This window comes from Flavobacterium pisciphilum (assembly GCF_020905345.1).
GTDB lineage: Bacteria > Bacteroidota > Bacteroidia > Flavobacteriales > Flavobacteriaceae > Flavobacterium > Flavobacterium pisciphilum.
On record NZ_JAJJMO010000001.1, the window covers coordinates 4,134,724 to 4,154,679 of the forward strand.

Below are 19,956 nucleotides of genomic sequence, written 5' to 3' on the forward strand. Positions count from 1 at the left end.
TATATCAAAAAAAAACTGAAGTAAAGTGGTTTAACTCTCTTTAACAATGATTAACTTTTCATTAATAGTTCGTACTTTTGTATTACTTAATTCAAGAATAATGCAAGTAGAATTTTATAAATATCAGGGGACGGGAAATGATTTTGTAATGATAGACAATCGTTCAGATTTCTTTCCCAAGAAAGATACGAAATTAATTGAACAATTGTGTGACAGAAGATTCGGAATAGGAGCAGATGGACTTATTTTGTTAGAAAACGATTCTGATACCGATTTTAGAATGGTGTATTATAACGCCGATGGGAATCAAAGTTCAATGTGTGGAAACGGTGGGCGATGTTTGGTTGCATTTGCTAAAAAGTTAAATGTAATTGAAAATGAAACTACTTTTATAGCTACTGATGGTTTGCATCATGCTACAATAGCGCCTGACTCTATTGTTTCTTTACAAATGATAGATGTTGATGCTATAAATAAATTTGATGACCACACGTTTTTAAATACTGGTTCTCCACACCATGTACAATTAGTCGATGATTTAGAACATTATAATGTCAAAGAAAATGGTGCTGCTATACGTTATGGCGATTTATATGGTAAACCTGGAAGTAATGTCAATTTTGTAAAAAAAATAGATGACAAAACATTTTCATTACGTACTTACGAAAGGGGAGTTGAAGATGAAACCCTTGCATGTGGAACGGGTGCTACAGCAGTAGCAATAGCTATGAATGCAATAGGCGAAACAAACGAAACAGATATTAACTTAAATGTTGAAGGAGGTAAACTAGTAGTTTCTTTTGAAAAAATAGGGGAGCATTTTACCAACGTTTTTCTTAAAGGACCTGCTGAGTTTGTATTTAAAGGGACAATCGAAATTTAATAAGTAGTTCCTATATTATTAGCCTGAGAAAGGTTAAGAATAATTAAAAGCATAAAATGATAACATTAAAAGGAGATACTATATATATACGAGCATTAGAGCCCAATGATTTGGAGTTTATTTATGCAGTCGAAAACGATCTTAGGATTTGGGAAGTAAGTAACACACAAACACCTTATAGTCGTTTTTTGATAAAACAGTATCTAGAAAATGCGCATCAGGATATTTACGAAGCTAAGCAATTGCGATTAGCTATATGTCAAGATCAGGATTTTCCAGCCATTGGTTTGGTTGATTTATTCGACTTTGATCCTAAAAATAATAGGGCAGGTATTGGAATTGTAATTCAAGATAATGAAAAAAGAAACCAAAATATTGGTTCAGAGGCTTTAGAGCTATTAATTAAGTATTCTTTTTATCATCTTAATTTGCATCAATTATATGCAAATATTGGTGTTAAAAACGAAGCAAGTAATGCACTTTTTACTAAATTTGGCTTTGAAAAAATTGGAACAAAAAAAGATTGGCTTTTAGTGAATGGTGTTTATCAGGACGAAGCAATGTTTCAATTAATTAATAAGAAGTTTTAAATATTTATTTTTCAATTAGTTATAATTCAAGAAATACTAGCAAGTAATGCAACCCCATATGAATATAAAGAAAATTATAACGATAAGTGCCGTAATTGTAATTTCGGTTTTGATGGTTTATGGGTTTATTTTGATAAACCAAATTTTTAGTGCTAATACTAAATTTTCAGAGAAAGAGGTATACATACATGTACCTACAGGATCTAGTTATGAAGATGTCAAAAAAATATTGGAGCCCTATATCAAAGATTTAAGTAATTTTGAGATGGTTGCTAATAAAAGAAATTACCCTGATAATGTAAAACCAGGACGTTTCTTATTGACCAAGGACATGAACAATATGGATTTGGTAAGAGCAATGCGATCTAATGTTCCAGTTAAATTAGCTTTTAATAATCAAGAACGTTTAGAGAATTTTGCAGGACGTATCGGTTCACAAATTGAAGCTGATAGTTTGTCTTTGTTAACGGCTTTTAAAGACCCTGAGTTTTTGAAAGAGAATGGTTTTAATGAAGAAAATGTATTTGCGATGTTTATTCCAAATACTTATGAAGTGTATTGGAATACTTCGGCATTAAAGTTTCGTGATAAAATGATTAAAGAATATCATAATTTCTGGACTGATGAACGTATTGCAAAAGCTAAAGCACAAGGATTAACTCCTGTTGAAGCTACCATCTTAGCTTCGATTGTACATAAAGAATCAGTTAAAAAAGACGAGCGACCTAGAATTGCAGGGGTTTACCTGAACAGATTACGTTTAGAAATGCCATTACAAGCAGATCCAACGGTTATTTATGCAATCAAAAAGAAAACAAATGACTTTGATCAAGTAATAAAAAGAGTTTTTTATAAAGACTTAACAATGTCTTCTCCGTATAATACCTATATGAATACGGGACTTCCTCCTGGACCAATTGCAATGCCAGATATTACAGCACTAGAAGCAGTTTTGAATCCTGAGAAAAATGATTATATCTATTTTTGCGCAAGTATAGATCGTTTTGGGTACCATGAGTTTGCATCTACTTTAGCACAACATAATGTAAATGCGAAAAAATATTCAGATTGGATTAACAGCCAAGGAGTGGTAAGATAGTTTTGAAGAAGAAAATAACAATTGTGCCTAAATGCAATTTTAGATACAATTAGATAATAATAAAGATGCCGAAGTGAATTACTTCGGCATCTTTTTTTTAGTCAATTTGAAGGGAATAAACTTTGTTTATTCTGAGGTCAAAAATTGTTTAAATAGTGGTGTTCATTTTTGACATGATATTATAAAAAAATAGCATTTATTTGGATGTTTAGGATTCAAATATTGCTCGTTGATTTTCTTCTTGTCTCGACGTTTATCTTACAAAAATTGAAAGAAAAGTAGTTTTCTTGAAAACGTTTTCATTGGGTTTCAGCAGGATTTAGAATTAAAAATATTTTTTGGAACGCTCTCCTAACTAGGGGTTTAAGGGAGGTATTTTGCGTTTTTAGAAAAGTTTAACTGGTTGATTTATAGCTTTATAAATTTTGTTGTATCTTTGCAGGCAGAAATTTTTGAATGGGACAGCGTTCAAAAGAAAAACAATCTATGATAAAGAAATGGTATTTTTACACAACGTTAACAGTTATAATTGCATTTTTAAGCACGGGTTTTAAACCCTTTAAATTAGACGCCAAACCTTGGTTTCTTACAGAAAATACAGATGGGACCGAATACTTATTGCCATCTAAAGAAAAGAAAGATTATCCTGTTTTAGACAGTATTCCTTTCACCGGAAACCACCTAATCGGTTTCAAAGAAGCAATCGCTTTAAGAGAATCTCAAGGTAAATACAGAAAAGTGAACACACTTGGTTATATGGGAAAATATCAATTTGGAACCCAAGCCTTACGTGCAATTGGAGTTCGAAATGATGAAGCATTCCTGAAAAATCCTGCGTTACAAGAAAAAGCATTTATTGCTTTATTGTCTAAAAACAAATGGATATTGAGAAAAGAAATCGAAAAATACGAAGGGAAGTTAATCAATGGAATTTATATTACCGAATCAGGAATATTGGCAGCAGCCCATTTAGGAGGCGCTGGTTCTGTTAAAAACTTTTTCAAGCATAATGGACAAAAATATTTCAGAGATGCTTACGGAACGTCTATAAGAAGTTATATGAAAGCTTTTGGAGGTTATAATGTATCTTCTATTGAAGCAGATAATGATGCTACAGTACACTCCATATAATTTGTTGGTTAAGAATGACTAGTTTTTAATAATCGAATACAGATTATTAGACAAAATAATTAAATAGAACCCTTGCAAAAATATTTTTGCAAGGGTTTTTTATTTTTAGTAATTATTTTTCAGATTTCTTGTTCCAAATATTCATATTTGGAAAATTATATTTGCTGTTATCAAAGACAGGATCAATTCCTGCTTTGATTTGTTGATTGTAATCTTTGAAGAGTACTATGACTTTTTTGTGTAACAGTAAGATAGCGACAATATTAAGCCAAGCCATTAATCCTACACCAATATCACCTAGTGCCCAAGCTGTTTTTGCTTTGGTAATGCAGCCGACAAAGGTAGAGAGTAAGATAAATACTCTTAACGACCATATTAATATTTGACTTTTGCTTTTACCCATTACAAAGCTAATATTACTTTCTGCTATATAATAATAAGCCATAATAGTTGTAAAAGCGAAGAAAGCAAGTGCTATAGCAACAAAACCACTACCAATAAGAGGAAAGTGTTGCGAAACGGCAAATTGAGTATATTCAGGTCCCATTTCTACATTAGGGATGTTCTCTAATATAAACCCTCCTTCCGGATTTACTACATTGTATTGTCCTGTAAAGAGAATCATCAAGGCAGTTGCTGTACAAACAAATAAGGTGTCCACATATACAGAAAACCCTTGAACTAACCCTTGTTTTACAGGGTGAGAAACTTCGGCAGCAGCTGCAGCATGTGGTGCGGTTCCTTGGCCAGCTTCGTTACTGTATATACCTCTTTTTACACCCCAAGAGATTGCTAAACCGACTATTCCTCCAAATGTTGCGTCGAGACTAAAGGCTGAGTTGAAGATAAGAGAAAACACTTCCGGTACTTTAGTTATGTTTACACCAATTATGATTAAAGACATGATGATGTAAGATCCAGCCATAAATGGAACGACATATTCAGCCACTTTACTAATTCTTTTAACTCCACCGATGATAATAACACCAAGTAATAGAACGATGGCTATTCCTGTTTGATATACAGGTATATCAAAGGCAGATTTTACCGCAACAGAGATACTGTTACTTTGAACACTAGGTAATAAGAATCCGGTGCTTATTATTGTTACAATAGCAAAAGTCCATGCGAATACTTTGTTATTTAGACCTTTTAATATATAAAACGCGGGTCCCCCTCTGTATTGTCCGTTTTTTTCTTCCTTATACATTTGTCCAAGAGTAGCCTCAACAATTGCAGAAGCACTTCCTAAGAATGCTATAGTCCACATCCAAAAAACTGCTCCTGGTCCACCCATCGCTATTGCTGTAGCAACACCTGCAATATTACCAGTTCCTACTCGGCCAGAAATTGCAAGCGAAAAAGCTTGAAAAGATGAAATCCCTTTATCTGAAGAACTATTATTAAACAGGAGTTTAATCATTTGTTTGAGATACAAAATCTGAGGAAATTTAAAGCGTATGCTAAAGTATATTCCAGTTATCAGACAAAGAAATATTAGGACGTCATTCCAAATAATATTGTATATTTTTTCTATAAATAGTTCCATATTTGATAATTAGATATTAAGTTAATTGCTAAAATAGAAAAAAGAAATTGATGAAGACCGTTGTTATTTGGTTATTTTAGGGATTGTTTTTTGAAAGTAGGGGTGTTAAAGTGTTCTAAAGAAAATTTATTGAATAAAAAAAGGCAAACGTATTTTTGATACTTTTGCCTTTAAATAGAATGCTTTTTTGTGTGATTTTTCTGTCTTAATTGGTTTTAAGTCAGTAGCTTATATTAAATTAACACCTTCCTTAAAAGAAGTGTAAAATGTGACGGATTTGTATGTAAAATGCGTTAAATATTAACTAAAAATGAGGGTTAATTAGAGAAATTATGGATATGTTAAATTTTATTAATCAATTAAAATTTCTAGGATTGTAATTGCTGCTTCACTGATTTTTGTCCCAGGACCAAAAACGGCAACTGCACCTGCATCAAATAAATATTGATAATCTTGTGCTGGTATTACACCACCAACAATTACCATAATATCTTCACGACCGTGTTTTTTAAGTTCTTCAATAACTTGTGGTACAAGTGTTTTATGTCCTGCAGCAAGTGAAGAAACACCTAGAATATGAACATCATTTTCTACAGCTTGTTTGGCAGCCTCAGCTGGAGTCTGGAAAAGTGGACCTATATCTACATCAAAACCTACATCGGCATAACCAGTTGCAACTACTTTTGCACCTCTGTCATGACCGTCTTGCCCCATTTTGGCAATCATAATTCTTGGACGACGACCCTCTTGTTTTGCAAAGGTATCGGCCAATTGTTTTGCTTTTTCAAAGCTTTTGTCGTCTTTTATTGCTGTACTATACACGCCACTAAAGGATTTAATTTGTGCTTTGTATCTTCCAAAAACAGTTTCTAATGCATCACTGATTTCGCCAAGTGTAGCACGATATCTTGCTGCATCGATAGCTATTTCAAGTAAATTACCGTCGCCAGTTTTTGCACAATGGATTAATTTTTCGAGTATTGCTTTTACTTTTTCAGAATCTCTTGTTGCTTTAATGTGTTCGAGTTGAGCAACCTGTTGCTTTCGTACCATTTGGTTATCTACATCAAGAATCTGTAGGGGGTCTTCTTTTTCAAGTCGGTATTTGTTAACACCAACGATTATATCTTGTCCACTGTCTATTCGGGCTTGTTTTCGTGCCGCAGCTTCTTCTATTCGTAGTTTAGGAATTCCAGCTTCAATAGCTTTCGTCATTCCGCCTAGCTCTTCAACCTCTTCTATTAATTTCCATGCATTGGTAACAATCTCATTTGTTAGGCTTTCTACATAATAACTACCTGCCCATGGATCAACTGTTTTGGTTATTTTAGTTTCTTCTTGCAAGAAGATTTGTGTATTACGTGCAATTCTAGCTGAAAAATCGGTTGGTAGTGCTATGGCTTCGTCTAGTGCATTTGTATGTAAAGATTGTGTGCTACCTAAAGCTGCTGCTGTTGCCTCAATACAAGTACGAGCAACATTATTAAAAGGGTCTTGCTCTGTTAAACTCCATCCGCTAGTCTGACAATGTGTTCTTAATGCTAAAGATTTATCGCTTTTTGGGTTAAATTGCTGAACTAGTTTGGCCCAGATCATTCTTCCTGCACGCATTTTAGCAATTTCCATAAAGTGATTCATTCCTATTGCCCAGAAAAAAGACAATCGTGGGGCAAAATCATCTATAGACATTCCTGTTGCTAATCCTGTTCGGATGTATTCTAATCCGTCGGCAAGAGTGTAAGCCAATTCGATATCAGCAGTAGCACCTGCTTCTTGCATATGGTATCCAGAAATTGAAATCGAATTGAATTTCGGCATTTTTTTGCTCGTAAATTCAAAGATATCAGCTATAATCTTCATTGAAGGAGTTGGCGGGTAAATATAAGTGTTACGCACCATGAATTCCTTTAAGATGTCATTTTGTATAGTCCCTGAAAGTTTTACAGGCGGAACACCTTGCTCTTCGGCTGCAACTATATAAAAAGCCATAATTGGTAAAACCGCTCCATTCATTGTCATTGAAACTGACATTTCTTCAAGTGGAATTTGATCAAATAAGACTTTCATATCTTCGACAGTGTCGATAGCAACTCCCGCTTTTCCAACATCACCAACAACACGTTCGTGATCGGAGTCGTAACCACGGTGAGTAGGCAAGTCAAAAGCAATTGATAAGCCTTTTTGACCAGCAGCTAGATTACGTCTGTAAAAAGCATTACTTTCTTCGGCAGTCGAAAAACCTGCATATTGCCTAATTGTCCAAGGACGTCTAACATACATTGTAGCATAAGGGCCTCTTAAATTTGGGGCAAATCCGGCTCCAAAACCAATATGCTCTATATTCTCAATGTCTTGTTCGCTATAGGTTGCTTTTAAATCAATGCCTTCAGCTGTTTCAAAGTTATTAGTTGGTTGTTGCTTTTTTGATGCAACATCTAATTTCTCTGTTTTGACATCTAGCTTGATATGGTTGAGGTCTTTTCGTATCATTTAAACACTTTTTGGATGGGTTGTTACTTTAAAATTGAATTATTCAAGAGCTAAACGTTCTTGTTCTAATTTCTCAGACAACCGTTTTTCTATTATTGGTGTAATTAATGTCTTTCTAGGTTTTATTTTTACAAAAGGAAAGAGTTCTAAATCATGTTTCATTTTGTCGTCTTTGTTCGGGTACTTATTTGTTCCGAGCAATATTTCTTTCTTTGCATCAAATAATTCTTGTTCCTTATCGGCACTTTCCTGAATTCTTCTTTTGATGGTTCCATCGTTTAATTGCTTTAAGAAACCGCCATCTGCCTCTATGTCTTTAAATAAGGTTAAGGCTTTTTCGGCAAGTTGCTTGGTTAGGCTTTCGACGTAATAACTCCCGTCGGCAGGATTATTGACTTTGTCAAAATAGCTTTCGTTTTTAAGAATCAATAATTGATTGCGTGCAATTCGATCTCCAAATTCATTGTCTTTGTGATATAAAGCATCGTATGGTAAATTTGCAATAGCATCAGCACCACCAATTATTGCCGACATACATTCGGTTGTGGTACGTAACATATTTACATTGTAATCATACAAGGTTTTATTTCGTTTTGTTGGAGAAACCAGCAAATGACATTCTAGGTCTGGATTGTATTCGGTTGCGATTAAATTAAAAAGTAATCGTAAAGCACGAAGTTTAGCTATTTCAAAAAAGTAATTTGTACCTACGGCTATTTGTAAAACTATTGTTCCGCTTATTGAAGGGATTCGATTGAAATATTCGTTAGCATGTGCTACTGTATAGGCAATTTGCTGTACCATATTGGCACCTGCATTTTGATATAGGCCCGCATTAATGCTTATTAGTGATGCGTTAGGAATTTCTTTCGAAAGAATTTCTAGTGTCTCAAAATTGTTTTTTTCTTTGGTTGTAAATGAAAACCAATTTCCATCTTTTGCCAATTGCCCAACTGGATCAATGGTATAAAAAAAGGTGGCTTTTTTCTGTTTCGAGATTGTATTTAGTCTTTTTACGAAATCGATTGAGATAAAACTCAAATTAAAGTAAACGTTTTTATTTTCCAGAGTTAAATTTTGGAATAATTTCTCAACGTCAATAGTGCTGTCCTCAATAGTAAAGCGCAAACTTTCGGCTCCTCTATTTAGTGAATCTGAAGCCCTTTCAACTGATTTTAAAATATCATGAACAAAAATGTTCTGGCAAATTTTAAAATCAGTTGCTTTTGTTGTTACTTCAACTGGCTTTATATCTTCATCATTATGATAAAATGGTTTTACCTGAATGTCTTCTGGCGAATTCCAAATCAGGGTTTCGTTATAATCGGCACCATCCAATTCAAATTGGATTTGTTGTTTCCATTGTTTGGATGATACGGGACTAAAATTATCGAAAAGGGGAGTAGCCATTTTTATCTTTTTATAATTCTGATTTTATTTTTTTTTGATAGTATCACCTTCAAATTCGATGATGTATATGTCTTCACTATCTTTTTTCATAAAGTACTTTTCCCGTGCATATTTCTCAATTTGCTCCGGGTTTTTAAGTTCTTTTATTTGTTCGTGATCCTTTTTTATTTCTTCTTGATAATAGGTTTTGTTGTCTTGTAACTCTTTTATTTGATTATCGAGAAAGCGATGGTCAAAATAGGAGTAATTATCTAGAAAAACCATCCAGATTATAAAAAATAACAATACCCAAACATACTTGTTGCTTAGGAATTTAAACCAGGATTTGTCTTTATATGGATTTGTCATTTTTTATTTTTTAGCCCCGGTAGAGCCGATATCCTTTGTGAGGAACGAACAAAGATAAAGGCGAAAACGGGATTAGCTCCTAATTTTTAATGCAATAAATTTACAATAAAATTATAGAATACGTTGATTAATTACTGCACGAACTACATCTATTGCTACAGTGTTGTATTTGTCGTTTGGTATTATAATATCGGCAAAAGCTTTGGTTGGCTCTATAAATTGCTCATGCATAGGTTTTAACGTGTTTTGGTAACGTGTTAAAACTTCATCTAGATCACGACCACGTTCTGCGATATCACGCTTTAAACGTCTGATAAGTCTTTCGTCTGAATCGGCATGAACATATACTTTAATGTCAAAAAGCTCTCTAAGTTCAGGGTTAGTAAGGATTAAAATCCCTTCTACGATCATTACTTTTCTAGGATGAGTACTAATTGTATCATCAGTTCTGTTATGTGTGATAAAAGAATATACCGGCTGATCGACAGTTTTTCCTTCTTTAAGGTCTTTTAAATGGCTAACTAATAAATCGAAATCTATCGCACGTGGATGATCAAAATTAATTAGTGCTCTTTCATCAAAAGATAGATTTTTATTTTCTTTGTAATACGAATCCTGAGAGATTACGCCCACTTCAGCATGAGGTAATTCATTCATGATTTGATGTACTACGGTTGTTTTCCCGCTTCCTGTTCCGCCTGCAATTCCAATGATGAGCATAAAAATGTTGTTATAATTTGAAGCGGCAAAAATAAGAATTAATACGGATTTGTCATTAGATAAAATTCTTAAAATTCTGTGTCGCTTTTACGTTGCTTTTTACTCTTTTTTAGTAAAAGAAAAGGTCTCAATTACGGTGTAATTGAGACCTTTTGTGCAATCAGTGATTTGTTTAAATACCTGACTTTAGTAAGCACTTATTATTTATTTTTCTTTGCTTTTATCATCATTTCTAGCTGATCCCAAAGTTCTTCTGGAATTGCTTCTAGCAAATTAAATTGTCCAGCTCCTTTTAGCCATTCGCCACCATCGATAACAATTACTTCACCATTTACATAGGCTGAGAAATCAGAAACTAAATAGGCTGCTAAATTGGCTAATTCTTGGTGGTCTCCCACACGTTTTAAAGGCACTTTTTTTGCCATGTCAAATTTTTCTGAGAGATCTCCCGGAAGTAATCTGTCCCAAGCTCCTTTTGTAGGGAATGGTCCTGGAGCGATAGCATTTGTACGTATTCCGTATTTTGCCCACTCTACAGCAAGACTTCTTGTCATGGCTAGAACACCTGCTTTTGCAGTTGCACTTGGTACTACGTATGCAGATCCTGTCCAAGCATAAGTAGTTACAATATTTAATACCGTAGCTGATGTTTGTTTGGTGTCAATCCAGTGTTTTCCAAAAGCTAGTGTACAGTTTTTAGAGCCTTTTAATACAATATCGATAACTGTGTCAAAAGCATTGGCAGATAATCTTTCTGTTGGTGAAATAAAATTTCCAGCTGCATTATTTAGTAAAACATCTACTTTACCAAAAGCTTTTAAAACTTCTTGCAGCATGTTTTCTACTTCTTCATAATGGCGTACATCACATTGCAATGGTAAACAAGTTCCACCAGTCTGAGTTTCAAGTTCTGTCGCGGTGTTTTTTAGTTTTTCTAGATCTCTTGACGTGATAGCAACTTTAGCACCTAACTCTAAAAAGTATTTGGTCATCGCTTTTCCTAAGCCACTTCCTCCACCAGTTACTACTATTACTTTGCCTTGTAAAGCATCGTCTCTTAACATTTTATCTGTATAACTCATGTTTCTTTAAATTTTAAAGGTAAATATAGGAATTTAATAGTATGCATGCATAATATATGTGTTAATTTTAGTTTATGCTAAATACTACATAATCTTTTGGCTGCTGCTTCTAGTGTGGCGTTGTCTTTAGCAAAACAAAAACGGATTAATTTTAAGTCTTTTCCGTTGGCATAAAAAGTTGAGATGGGTATTGCGGCTACTCCGTGTTCAGTAATTAGCTTCTTGCAAAAAGCAACATCATCTTCATTTGAAATTGATTTGTATGATGCAACCTGAAAATAAGTCCCTTCGCATGGTTTTAATTCGAATCGACTTTTTTCTAATAGTTGTTTAAAGTAATCTCTTTTTTCTTGATAGAATTTGCCAAGTTTTGTTACGTCAACAACATCTAAATATTCGCTTATAGCAACTTGAGAAATACTATTAACACTAAAGACTAAGAATTGATGGACTTTTTTAATTTCTATCATTAAATATTCTGGTGCTACAACATATCCAATTTTCCAGCCTGTAATATGGAATGATTTTCCAAAAGAAGAAATCATGATGCAACGTTCTAGAAGCAGTTGACGTGTATGTGCTGAAATGTGTTTTTCTTCAAAAGTGATGTATTCATAAACTTCATCAGATAATACTAATAGGTCTGGATATGTATTGAGTATTTTTTCTAACTGTACAAAATCGGCTTCTGTTAGAATTTTTCCTGTTGGGTTATGTGGATTATTGATGATTATCATTCGGGTTTTTGCAGAGCAAGCCTTTCCTATGATTTCCCAATTTGGTGTATAATCGTCATTTAAAGGAACGCGAACAGAATGCGCATTGCATAATAATACTGGAGCTTCGTAGCAGTCATAACTTGGGTCAAGTATTATTACTTCGTCATTTGCTCTAACTAATGCTTGAATGGTAGTAAAAATACCTTGTGTAGCTCCTGCAGTTACCAATATTTCAGTTTCTGGTTGGACTACACGTTTGTATGAGTCTAGAATTAGTTTAGCTATTTTGGTTAATAGCGGTGGATAACCAGACATGGGTGTGTATTGATGTACATTCTCGGTTGCAAGACGTGCTACAATGCTGGTTAGGCGTTCGTCAACTGGGAAGTTTGGAAATCCTTGAGATAGGTTAATGGCGTTGTATTCGCTTGCCATCTTAGACATAACAGTAAAAATACTGGTTCCAATTTGAGGAAGTTTACTCATAAAAAATCTATAATTACTTTTATAAAGATAGCTTTTTTATGACAATCACAATTTATTTTCTGAACCGAATATTTTTTTTAAAGAGGATTTTGTTTTACTAGTTTACAGATAGTTTATAGATATTGATGCTGGATAGAGTACTCTAACTTGCTTGCCATCCTTTGTTCCTGGAGTCCATTTAGGAGAATTCTTTAATGTTCTAATAGCTTCTTGACCAGTGCCGCGTCCTAGATCTCTTAGTATTTTGATGTCAGATAATGATCCGTCTTTTTCAATAATAAAAGTTGTGTAGACTTTTCCTTTTATGCCGGCTACATCTGGAGTTTGATAGCTTTGTTTTGTAAAACTTTCAAATCCTAGTTGTCCTCCAGGAAATTCAGGTTTTGTTGTTATACCAGCCATATTGTAGATTTGATAATCCTCATTAGGAATACTTCCTTGAGGTGGGGTAGCTACAATTGGGGTGTCTTTTGTTGTGGTTTGTGAAAATGTATTTTGTGCAAAGCAAATTAAAATTAATATTAGGAACTTTTTCATTTTAATTGTTTTAAATGGTTAGATTACATTTTATGGGCAATAAGTATAGTAGGAGTAAATCTACTTAATTTTTCCAATTGGCTACACGTATTGTTTTGATGAATTCGTTTGGCAAACGGATATCAGTGGGAAACAAAGATATAGAATTGGATTTGAAATTCGTAAGGTATATTTGATTAATTTATTATTTCTGTATGGAGTTTCAGTAAACGTTTGATTAGGGGAAAACTGCTGAGTGAGATAGGGGGTGAAGAGGGCTATTTTATAAAATTAATTTACGTTAATTGGTAAATTATAAAGTACTCTAACTGATTTGTCTTTTATTTTTGCAGGACTCCACTTAGGAGATGTTTTTAAAAGGCGAACAGCTTCGGCTCCAGTTCCGTAGCCAATATCTTTTGCAACTTCAATATTGCTTAATGATCCATTTTTTTCTATTATAAAACTGATGTATATTCTCCCTTTTATTTCTGCCTTTGGATTTTTATAATTTTCTTTGATAAAATTGTCAAATGCTTTTGAACCTCCTGGAAATTCTGCTTTTACATCGGCACGCTCATTGTAATGGATGAAATTTTCATCATAAGAAACGGTTTTTTGTGGGGAAACCTTATCGTCAATTTTATCTACAGTAAGAATAAGGATTTCGTTTTCTTTAGTAGTTTGAGAAAAGATATTCTGCGCGAAACAAATCAAAATTAATGCTAAAAATTTTTTCATTATAGAATGGTTTCAAAATTGGGTTACATTTTGTGCAGGATAAAAATAGTTGGTCTGTTGTGAAGATCAACTTTAAGTTTCTTCCAGTCTGAAACTCGCATTGTTTTGATGAATTCAGTTGGTAATGTAATATCTGTAGCAATACAAAGATGTGTTGCTGGATTTAAAATTTGTAGAATATCTTCGACTAGTTTATTGTTTCTATATGGAGTTTCAATAAAAAGTTGCGATTGATTTTTGTCTTGAGATAATTTTTCAAAATACTTTAATGCCGATTTTTTTTCGTCTTTATCGATAGGTAAATAGCCATTAAAAGTAAAGCTTTGTCCATTCATTCCAGATGCCATCATGGCAAGTAAGATTGAAGACGGACCAACAAGTGGTACTACCTGAATTCCTTTTTCATGTGCTAATTTTACAATTACAGCACCTGGATCAGCAACGCCAGGGCAACCTGCTTCGCTCATTAATCCGACATTTTTACCTTCTAGCAAAGGTTTTATGAAATCTAAATGCTCGCTATTTTCGGTGCGTTTATTTAGTGTAAAAAGGATAAGTTCAGATTGTTTTTTTTCTGGAGAAACTGCTTTTATTGACTTACGTGCTGTTTTCTCGTTTTCAACAATATAATGATCTATGAAATCAATACTTCTCTTTATTGTTTGTGGTAAGACATCCATAGGATCGCTTTCACCTAAGGTTGTCGGAATCAAATAAAGTTTTCCTAATAAAGAAGTTGATTTCATGTGTTTGATTTTTAATTTATAAAGCCGAGTTTGGATGTTGATGTTTGGCTATTAGTTTTTTTGCAATCACTTCAGAAACTTGGTCTAGCATTTCGTAAACCGAGTTAAATCCATTTGGTATGCCATAATAGGGGTCTGGAACATCAACATTTTCTGAAGGGAATAATTCGTTCAGGATAAGTTGTACTTTGTCTTTTTGCTCTTGGTTTTTTGTCAATGCAATAACGTCATCGTAATTGGAATTATCCATGACGTAGATATAGTCGAAAGTATCAAAATCAGAAGTCTTGAATTGTCTTCCTTTTTGATTTGAGATATTTAATCCATTTTTTTTGGCTACTGCAATAGAGCGTTCGTCTGGAGTGCGACCAACATACCAAGAGCCCGTTCCTGCCGAATCAACTAAAAAAATGTCTTTAGGTAATTTTGAGGCTAAAATGCCTTCGGCCAATGGTGATCTGCAAATATTTCCCAAGCAGACCATTAGAATTTTTACGGGCATGTTGCGTTTATAGCGTTAATTTTTTATTGATGTCTTCGACAAATTTTTTGAATTGTTTGTCTGTAGAAACTAAATTGTCAACAGTCTTACAAGCGTGTAATACGGTTGCGTGATCGCGATCGCCAATTTGTGAGCCAATATTTGCTAAAGATGCTTTGGTAAATTTCTTTGCAAAAAACATAGCTAATTGTCTTGCTTGAACAACGTGCCTCTTTCTAGTTTTAGATTGAAGTGTTTCGATGTCTAGCTGGAAATAATCAGATACAATTTTTTGAATGTAATCAATAGAAATTTCTCTTTTTACATTTTTAACGAATTTTTCGACTACACTTTTAGCCAATTCGATTGTAACTTCTTTTTTGTTGAAAGAAGATTGTGCAATCAATGAAATAATTGCTCCTTCTAACTCACGTACATTTGATTTAATGTTACGTGCTACGTATTCGATAATATCTTCTGGAATTTCAACTCCATCACGATATAAGATATTTTTTAAGATAGAAATTCTTGTTTCGTAATCTGGCTGATGTAACTCGGCAGATAATCCCCATTTAAAACGTGACAATAAACGTTGTTCAATGTCTTGCATGTCAACAGGAGCTTTGTCAGAAGTCAAAATTACCTGTTTTCCGTTTTGATGTAAATAATTAAAAATATGGAAGAAAACGTCCTGAGTACCTGATTTTCCAGATAAAAACTGAACATCATCAATAATTAAAACATCAATTAACTGGTAAAAGTGAATGAAATCATTACGATTGTTTTTCTTTACCGAGTCAATATATTGTTGTGTGAAAATTTCGGCAGAAATATATAAAACCGTTTTTTCTGGGTATTTGTCTTTTACTTCAACACCAATTGCGTGAGCTAAGTGTGTTTTTCCTAAACCCACTCCACCAAAAATCAATAAAGGATTAAATGATGTTCCTCCTGGTTTGTTGGCAACTGCCATACCTGCAGAACGAGCTAAACGGTTTGAATCTCCTTCAAGGAAATTGTCAAAACTATAATTTGGATTTAATTGAGACTCGATTTTTAAATTACGTATTCCTGGAATTACAAAAGGATTTTTTAATTCTGGATTTAAGTTTTTAAACGGAGCGTCAACATCTTGAGGTTTCATTGGTCCTCTATTGGCACTTGGCAGCTGTTCCGTAAACGGTTGTTTGTTGCCATAAGTGTTTTCCATTTTAATTTTATAGAGTAACTTTGCATTTTTTCCCAGTTCTTTGGTAAGAGCAACTTTTAGTAATTTTACATAGTGCTCTTCTAACCATTCGTAGAAAAATTTACTTGGGACTTGAATATATAATGCGTTGTCGGTTAGTTCAACTGATTTGATTGGCTCAAACCAAGTTTTGTACGCCTGATCTTGAATGTTGTCTTTTATGAAAGACAAACAGTTTTCCCATACCGATTGTGCAGTTTTAGTCATAGATTCAATTAAATTTATGTGTATTGATAATGTTTCTCTTATAAAAACGAGGTTGGATATTTGTCATTTTTCAAGATAACAAATATGTGAACAAATTTTGTTAAAACAAAATATTTTGAATGGTAATTTTCTAAAATATTGTTGTATGGAGGGCTCAAAAAAATAATTTTTTTTAATAAATAAATAATGAAAAATCATCAAACTCAAGTGCGTGTTCGCTACTCAGAAACGGATCAAATGGGAGTCGTTTATCACGGAAATTATATTCCTTATTTTGAAATTGGTCGCGTGGAATGGCTTAGAAATAAAGGGGTTTCGTATAAAAGCATGGAAGAAAGTGGGATTGCTTTGCCGATTGTTTCTATGAATATTAATTATAAAAAATCAGCACGATATGATGAATTATTAACAGTGCATACAACATTTAAAAGTCAGACTTCTGTTAAGATAGAATTTGATTGCGCAATCTATAATGAATTAAATGAGTTATTAACAACTGCTGTCTTTATTTTGGTATTTGTATCTCTAAAAACAGGTCGTCCAACTGCTCCTCCAAACTACATTTTAGAGCTTCTTAAAAATATTGAGAATTGCTAAAATTTGCCTTAAATGAGGATGGTTTTAGCAAGATTTTATCTCTATTTCAAACATTGAATCAAAAATGTCGAACACCATTTCGGCATTTTTTTTGCGAATTTGAACCGTTATCTTGCCAATTGGGAGCCCTGTAACCTCGTTTATTTCCATTTCTTGGGATATAATTTCCAGTTTTTTTTCTTTAATGACCCGCATTACTTTATTCATGTTTTTGTAATCAAATGAGATTAAAAACTGTACATCGATTGTTTTTTCGACAATTTCACAAACTTCTAATGCCATTTGTGCTGTAGTTCGGTATGCGGCAATTAAACCTCCAACGCCTAATTTTATTCCACCATAGATACGTACAACGACTATAAGAACGTTTGTTACACCAAAAGATTGTATTTGTCCGTAAATAGGCATTCCAGCTGTATTGCTTGGTTCTCCGTCGTCATTGGCTCTATAGCTTACAGTAGGTTCGATTCCTAATTGATAAGCGTAGCAATAGTGTACGGCACTCGGATGTTGTTTTTTTAAAGTTTCAATAATGGGTTTAACTTCTTCTTCGGAGGTTATTGGGTAGGCGTAGCCAAAAAACTTGCTGCTCTTTTCTTTATACAAGACTTCTTCCGAAGGGGAAGCTATCGTTTGGTAAGTATCTTTGATTTCCAAGATTGTTTTTTAAATTATTTTTTTGTCAAATAAATCTACGACATCTTCTTTTCCTACTTGTAGGTTCCATACTTGAAGCCCTAGTTCGGCTGCAGCATTGGTGTTTTCGATTTTGTCGTCAACAAACAACGTTCGTTTTGGGGATAGCTCGTGTTTGTTTATAATGTAGTTATAGGCTTCGTGATTTGGTTTCCTCATTCCAATTTCGAATGAGAAATAGACTTTTTCAAAACATTGGTAGAAATCACTGTAAAAGGAAACGCCTGTTTTGTGTTCGAAAGTCTTGATGTGAATCGAATCGGTGTTGCTTAGTAAAAATAGCCTGTATTTTCCTGAAAGCATTTGAAGAAATTCTAATCGATATAGTGGGAAATCAAGTAAAACAGCGTTCCAAGCATTGAGGATTTCTTTTACTGAAGCATTCGGAATTTCTTTTTGAAATCCTGCTATAAATTCTTCAGGAGTAATACTGCCTGTTTCGAATTTTGTATTTAGTAGGTCTAAATTAGAGTTCCATTCTGATAGGCCAAGTTTTTTTAGTCCATCAATTGTAGCTTGTTTGTCTAGGTTGATAAATATATCCCCAAAATCAAAAATGATAGTGTCAATCATGGTTTCTAACTTGTATTAATTCGTCTTTGCCAATGTATGTTTTTTTTGATTTTTTACCAGCAACTTTAGGAGCTTTGGTGCCTTGTGTAAAGTAAGTATTTCCAACAAAAAAACGTCCTTCATCCCAAAGATTGGTATCGATAAAGGTTTGTAGAGTTTGTAGTCCACCTTCGATAATAATTGATTGAATTTGGTGTTTGTACAAAACTGCAAGTATTTGCTGTGCAATATTTTCTTTAAAATCAATTACTTCAAAGATAAGGTTTTCTTTTTCACTGGCAATTTTGATTTTTGTAAATACAATGGTTTTAACATCACCGTTAAAAACATGGCTGTCTTGTGGAATGCGATTGTTTTGATCTAAGACTACTCGAATCGGATTGTTTCCTGCCCAATCACGAGTATTTAATTTTGGGTTGTCATCGATAACAGTTTGTGTTCCGACTAAAATAGCTTGTTCTTCGCTTCGCCATTTGTGTACCAACTGTCTGGAATATGTATTTGTAATCCAGATCGGTTCTCTTTTGGAAACGGTATCGCTTTCTTTTTTTGGAGTTAGAAATCCATCTTTAGATGCCGCCCATTTTAAGATTATATAGGGTCTTTTCTGTTGGTGAAAAGTAAAGAAGCGTTTGTTGAGTTCGTTGCACTCTTCTTCCAAGACTCCAATGATGACTTTTTTTCCAGCTTCAAGGAGTTTTTTAATTCCTTTGCCTGCAACTTTTTCGTTTGGATCAACTGTACCGACAACCACATTGGGAATTTCATGTGTAATGATTAAATCGCAACAAGGAGGTGTTTTTCCAAAATGGCTACAAGGCTCTAAGCTTACGTAAATAGTTGCTTTTTGGAGTAACGATTTGTCTTTTACAGAATTTATAGCATTTACTTCGGCATGAGGTTCGCCAGCTTTTTTATGCCAACCTTCTCCAATAATCGTATCGTTATAAACGATTACGCTACCAACCATTGGGTTTGGGTATGTAGTTCCTAAACCATTTTTAGCAAGTTGAATGCAGCGTTTTATGTATTTTTCATGTATATTCACAATACAAAAGTAGTTATTTTTGAGTTTATGATTTAGTTTTGAAACTATCTAAAATTACAATAAAGTATATTTACTTTTGTGTTTAAATAAGACAGAATAAGAAGAAATGGAAAATTGGACTATCAGAAAAATAATTAAAGAAGATAATCTTGCTGTGGCACAATTAATAAGAGCAGTTTTTGATGAGTTGAATATTCCGAAAGTAGGAACAGCATACGAAGATCCTTATTTAGATTTTATGTTTGAAGAATATAATAAACCTAAATCAGTTTATTATGTGGTTGAAAACAATAGTAAAATTGTTGGTTGTGCTGGAGTTGCTCCTCTAGAAAATGAAGCAGAAACAATTTGTGAATTGCAAAAGATGTACTTTTTGCCCGAAACACGTGGTTTGGGAATAGGTGCTCAAATGATGGACAAATGTTTACAGGCGGCTAAAGAGTTTGGTTTTGAAAATTGTTATATAGAGACGATGCCTTTTATGCATGCCGCCCAAAAATTATATAAAAAATCAGGTTTTGAATATCTTGATGCGCCAATGGGTAGCACAGGTCATACTTCATGCCCAGTCTGGATGTTGAAAAAATTATAAGCT

21 protein-coding genes are annotated in these 19,956 nt (G+C 33.6%); 6 read left to right on the forward strand and 15 right to left on the reverse strand.

Going from position 1 to position 19,956, the window contains the following annotated elements; genetic code table 11:
- Nucleotides 1-100 precede the first annotated feature (100 nt).
- The 4 genes from dapF to LNQ49_RS17600 all read left to right on the forward strand — a co-directional run bounded on the left by dapF (nucleotide 101) and on the right by LNQ49_RS17600 (nucleotide 3,703).
- Nucleotides 101-883, forward strand: coding sequence for a diaminopimelate epimerase (dapF, locus tag LNQ49_RS17585; protein WP_229991348.1), 783 nt, complete (start codon nucleotides 101-103; stop codon nucleotides 881-883).
- Between the two features lie 56 nt (nucleotides 884-939).
- Nucleotides 940-1,473, forward strand: a complete 534-nt coding sequence (locus tag LNQ49_RS17590) for a GNAT family N-acetyltransferase (RefSeq protein WP_229990317.1) — start codon at nucleotides 940-942, stop codon at nucleotides 1,471-1,473.
- Between the two features lie 58 nt (nucleotides 1,474-1,531).
- The gene (gene mltG, locus LNQ49_RS17595; RefSeq protein WP_229990318.1) at nucleotides 1,532-2,572 is read left to right on the forward strand and encodes an endolytic transglycosylase MltG; all 1,041 of its coding nucleotides are present in this window, start codon (nucleotides 1,532-1,534) and stop codon (nucleotides 2,570-2,572) included.
- Nucleotides 2,573-3,058: 486 nt separating this feature from the next.
- Nucleotides 3,059-3,703, forward strand: coding sequence for a peptidoglycan-binding protein LysM (locus LNQ49_RS17600; protein WP_229991349.1), 645 nt, complete (start codon nucleotides 3,059-3,061; stop codon nucleotides 3,701-3,703).
- Nucleotides 3,704-3,815: 112 nt separating this feature from the next.
- Here the strand turns inward: LNQ49_RS17600 and LNQ49_RS17605 are convergent, their stop codons facing one another.
- The 12 genes from LNQ49_RS17605 to dnaA form a co-directional block, all read right to left on the reverse strand.
- Nucleotides 3,816-5,252: an alanine/glycine:cation symporter family protein gene (locus LNQ49_RS17605; RefSeq protein ID WP_229990319.1), complete on the reverse strand. Its 1,437-nt coding sequence runs from the start codon at nucleotides 5,250-5,252 to the stop codon at nucleotides 3,816-3,818.
- A gap of 351 nt (nucleotides 5,253-5,603) precedes the next feature.
- Nucleotides 5,604-7,742 (reverse strand): methylmalonyl-CoA mutase, encoded by a 2,139-nt coding sequence (gene scpA, locus LNQ49_RS17610; RefSeq protein ID WP_229990320.1) that lies wholly within the window; start codon nucleotides 7,740-7,742, stop codon nucleotides 5,604-5,606.
- Nucleotides 7,743-7,781: 39 nt separating this feature from the next.
- Entirely contained in the window at nucleotides 7,782-9,152 is a 1,371-nt protein-coding gene (locus tag LNQ49_RS17615; protein WP_229990321.1) for a methylmalonyl-CoA mutase subunit beta, read from the reverse strand.
- A gap of 24 nt (nucleotides 9,153-9,176) precedes the next feature.
- Nucleotides 9,177-9,500: an FtsB family cell division protein gene (locus LNQ49_RS17620; RefSeq protein WP_229990322.1), complete on the reverse strand. Its 324-nt coding sequence runs from the start codon at nucleotides 9,498-9,500 to the stop codon at nucleotides 9,177-9,179.
- A 111-nt stretch (nucleotides 9,501-9,611) separates the two neighbouring features.
- The gene (gene udk / locus LNQ49_RS17625; RefSeq protein WP_229990323.1) at nucleotides 9,612-10,220 is read right to left on the reverse strand and encodes a uridine kinase; all 609 of its coding nucleotides are present in this window, start codon (nucleotides 10,218-10,220) and stop codon (nucleotides 9,612-9,614) included.
- Nucleotides 10,221-10,420: 200 nt separating this feature from the next.
- Complete coding sequence (locus tag LNQ49_RS17630) at nucleotides 10,421-11,302, reverse strand: SDR family oxidoreductase (RefSeq protein WP_229990324.1); 882 nt, start codon at nucleotides 11,300-11,302, stop codon at nucleotides 10,421-10,423.
- A gap of 77 nt (nucleotides 11,303-11,379) precedes the next feature.
- On the reverse strand, nucleotides 11,380-12,507 hold the full coding sequence (locus LNQ49_RS17635) for a methionine aminotransferase (protein ID WP_229990325.1): 1,128 nt from the start codon (nucleotides 12,505-12,507) through the stop codon (nucleotides 11,380-11,382).
- A 102-nt stretch (nucleotides 12,508-12,609) separates the two neighbouring features.
- On the reverse strand, nucleotides 12,610-13,044 hold the full coding sequence (locus tag LNQ49_RS17640; RefSeq protein WP_229990326.1) for an energy transducer TonB: 435 nt from the start codon (nucleotides 13,042-13,044) through the stop codon (nucleotides 12,610-12,612).
- A gap of 270 nt (nucleotides 13,045-13,314) precedes the next feature.
- The gene (locus LNQ49_RS17645; RefSeq protein WP_229990327.1) at nucleotides 13,315-13,764 is read right to left on the reverse strand and encodes an energy transducer TonB; all 450 of its coding nucleotides are present in this window, start codon (nucleotides 13,762-13,764) and stop codon (nucleotides 13,315-13,317) included.
- Nucleotides 13,765-13,787: 23 nt separating this feature from the next.
- On the reverse strand, nucleotides 13,788-14,510 hold the full coding sequence (locus tag LNQ49_RS17650) for an SAM-dependent methyltransferase (protein ID WP_229990328.1): 723 nt from the start codon (nucleotides 14,508-14,510) through the stop codon (nucleotides 13,788-13,790).
- A 16-nt stretch (nucleotides 14,511-14,526) separates the two neighbouring features.
- Nucleotides 14,527-15,012, reverse strand: a complete 486-nt coding sequence (locus LNQ49_RS17655; RefSeq protein WP_229990329.1) for a low molecular weight protein-tyrosine-phosphatase — start codon at nucleotides 15,010-15,012, stop codon at nucleotides 14,527-14,529.
- Between the two features lie 7 nt (nucleotides 15,013-15,019).
- Nucleotides 15,020-16,447: a chromosomal replication initiator protein DnaA gene (gene dnaA / locus LNQ49_RS17660; RefSeq protein WP_039111581.1), complete on the reverse strand. Its 1,428-nt coding sequence runs from the start codon at nucleotides 16,445-16,447 to the stop codon at nucleotides 15,020-15,022.
- Nucleotides 16,448-16,633: 186 nt separating this feature from the next.
- Between dnaA and LNQ49_RS17665 the strand changes: the two genes are divergently transcribed.
- Nucleotides 16,634-17,044 (forward strand): acyl-CoA thioesterase, encoded by a 411-nt coding sequence (locus LNQ49_RS17665; protein WP_229990330.1) that lies wholly within the window; start codon nucleotides 16,634-16,636, stop codon nucleotides 17,042-17,044.
- Between the two features lie 24 nt (nucleotides 17,045-17,068).
- Here LNQ49_RS17665 and LNQ49_RS17670 read toward each other — a convergent pair whose 3' ends face one another.
- The 3 genes from LNQ49_RS17670 to ribD are packed head-to-tail and all read right to left on the reverse strand — an operon-like array spanning nucleotide 17,069 to nucleotide 19,361.
- The gene (locus LNQ49_RS17670; protein ID WP_229990331.1) at nucleotides 17,069-17,701 is read right to left on the reverse strand and encodes an IMPACT family protein; all 633 of its coding nucleotides are present in this window, start codon (nucleotides 17,699-17,701) and stop codon (nucleotides 17,069-17,071) included.
- Between the two features lie 9 nt (nucleotides 17,702-17,710).
- Nucleotides 17,711-18,313 carry an HAD family hydrolase gene (locus LNQ49_RS17675; RefSeq protein WP_229990332.1) on the reverse strand — a complete coding sequence of 201 codons (603 nt, stop codon included), beginning with the start codon at nucleotides 18,311-18,313 and terminating at the stop codon, nucleotides 17,711-17,713.
- Nucleotides 18,306-19,361, reverse strand: a complete 1,056-nt coding sequence (gene ribD, locus LNQ49_RS17680; protein ID WP_229990333.1) for a bifunctional diaminohydroxyphosphoribosylaminopyrimidine deaminase/5-amino-6-(5-phosphoribosylamino)uracil reductase RibD — start codon at nucleotides 19,359-19,361, stop codon at nucleotides 18,306-18,308. Before ribD ends, LNQ49_RS17675 begins: the two co-directional genes overlap by 8 nt.
- A gap of 106 nt (nucleotides 19,362-19,467) precedes the next feature.
- On the opposite strand from ribD, the gene LNQ49_RS17685 reads away from it, so the two are divergent.
- Nucleotides 19,468-19,953 (forward strand): GNAT family N-acetyltransferase, encoded by a 486-nt coding sequence (locus tag LNQ49_RS17685; protein WP_229990334.1) that lies wholly within the window; start codon nucleotides 19,468-19,470, stop codon nucleotides 19,951-19,953.
- Nucleotides 19,954-19,956 lie beyond the last annotated feature (3 nt).

What these genes read in the sequence shown, in the direction of transcription:
- LNQ49_RS17665 (WP_229990330.1), top strand. Translation starts at nt 16,634, where the DNA reads ATGAAAAATCATCAAACTCAAGTGCGTGTTCGCTACTCAGAAACGGAT.
- mltG (WP_229990318.1), top strand. Translation starts at nt 1,532, where the DNA reads ATGAATATAAAGAAAATTATAACGATAAGTGCCGTAATTGTAATTTCG.
- LNQ49_RS17630 (WP_229990324.1), bottom strand. Translation starts at nt 11,302, where the DNA reads ATGAGTTATACAGATAAAATGTTAAGAGACGATGCTTTACAAGGCAAA.
- LNQ49_RS17655 (WP_229990329.1), bottom strand. Translation starts at nt 15,012, where the DNA reads ATGCCCGTAAAAATTCTAATGGTCTGCTTGGGAAATATTTGCAGATCA.
- LNQ49_RS17600 (WP_229991349.1), top strand. Translation starts at nt 3,059, where the DNA reads ATGATAAAGAAATGGTATTTTTACACAACGTTAACAGTTATAATTGCA.
- LNQ49_RS17685 (WP_229990334.1), top strand. Translation starts at nt 19,468, where the DNA reads ATGGAAAATTGGACTATCAGAAAAATAATTAAAGAAGATAATCTTGCT.
- LNQ49_RS17675 (WP_229990332.1), bottom strand. Translation starts at nt 18,313, where the DNA reads ATGATTGACACTATCATTTTTGATTTTGGGGATATATTTATCAACCTA.
- dapF (WP_229991348.1), top strand. Translation starts at nt 101, where the DNA reads ATGCAAGTAGAATTTTATAAATATCAGGGGACGGGAAATGATTTTGTA.
- dnaA (WP_039111581.1), bottom strand. Translation starts at nt 16,447, where the DNA reads ATGACTAAAACTGCACAATCGGTATGGGAAAACTGTTTGTCTTTCATA.
- LNQ49_RS17615 (WP_229990321.1), bottom strand. Translation starts at nt 9,152, where the DNA reads ATGGCTACTCCCCTTTTCGATAATTTTAGTCCCGTATCATCCAAACAA.
- LNQ49_RS17640 (WP_229990326.1), bottom strand. Translation starts at nt 13,044, where the DNA reads ATGAAAAAGTTCCTAATATTAATTTTAATTTGCTTTGCACAAAATACA.
- scpA (WP_229990320.1), bottom strand. Translation starts at nt 7,742, where the DNA reads ATGATACGAAAAGACCTCAACCATATCAAGCTAGATGTCAAAACAGAG.
- LNQ49_RS17590 (WP_229990317.1), top strand. Translation starts at nt 940, where the DNA reads ATGATAACATTAAAAGGAGATACTATATATATACGAGCATTAGAGCCC.
- LNQ49_RS17620 (WP_229990322.1), bottom strand. Translation starts at nt 9,500, where the DNA reads ATGACAAATCCATATAAAGACAAATCCTGGTTTAAATTCCTAAGCAAC.
- udk (WP_229990323.1), bottom strand. Translation starts at nt 10,220, where the DNA reads ATGCTCATCATTGGAATTGCAGGCGGAACAGGAAGCGGGAAAACAACC.
- LNQ49_RS17605 (WP_229990319.1), bottom strand. Translation starts at nt 5,252, where the DNA reads ATGGAACTATTTATAGAAAAAATATACAATATTATTTGGAATGACGTC.
- LNQ49_RS17645 (WP_229990327.1), bottom strand. Translation starts at nt 13,764, where the DNA reads ATGAAAAAATTTTTAGCATTAATTTTGATTTGTTTCGCGCAGAATATC.
- LNQ49_RS17635 (WP_229990325.1), bottom strand. Translation starts at nt 12,507, where the DNA reads ATGAGTAAACTTCCTCAAATTGGAACCAGTATTTTTACTGTTATGTCT.
- LNQ49_RS17650 (WP_229990328.1), bottom strand. Translation starts at nt 14,510, where the DNA reads ATGAAATCAACTTCTTTATTAGGAAAACTTTATTTGATTCCGACAACC.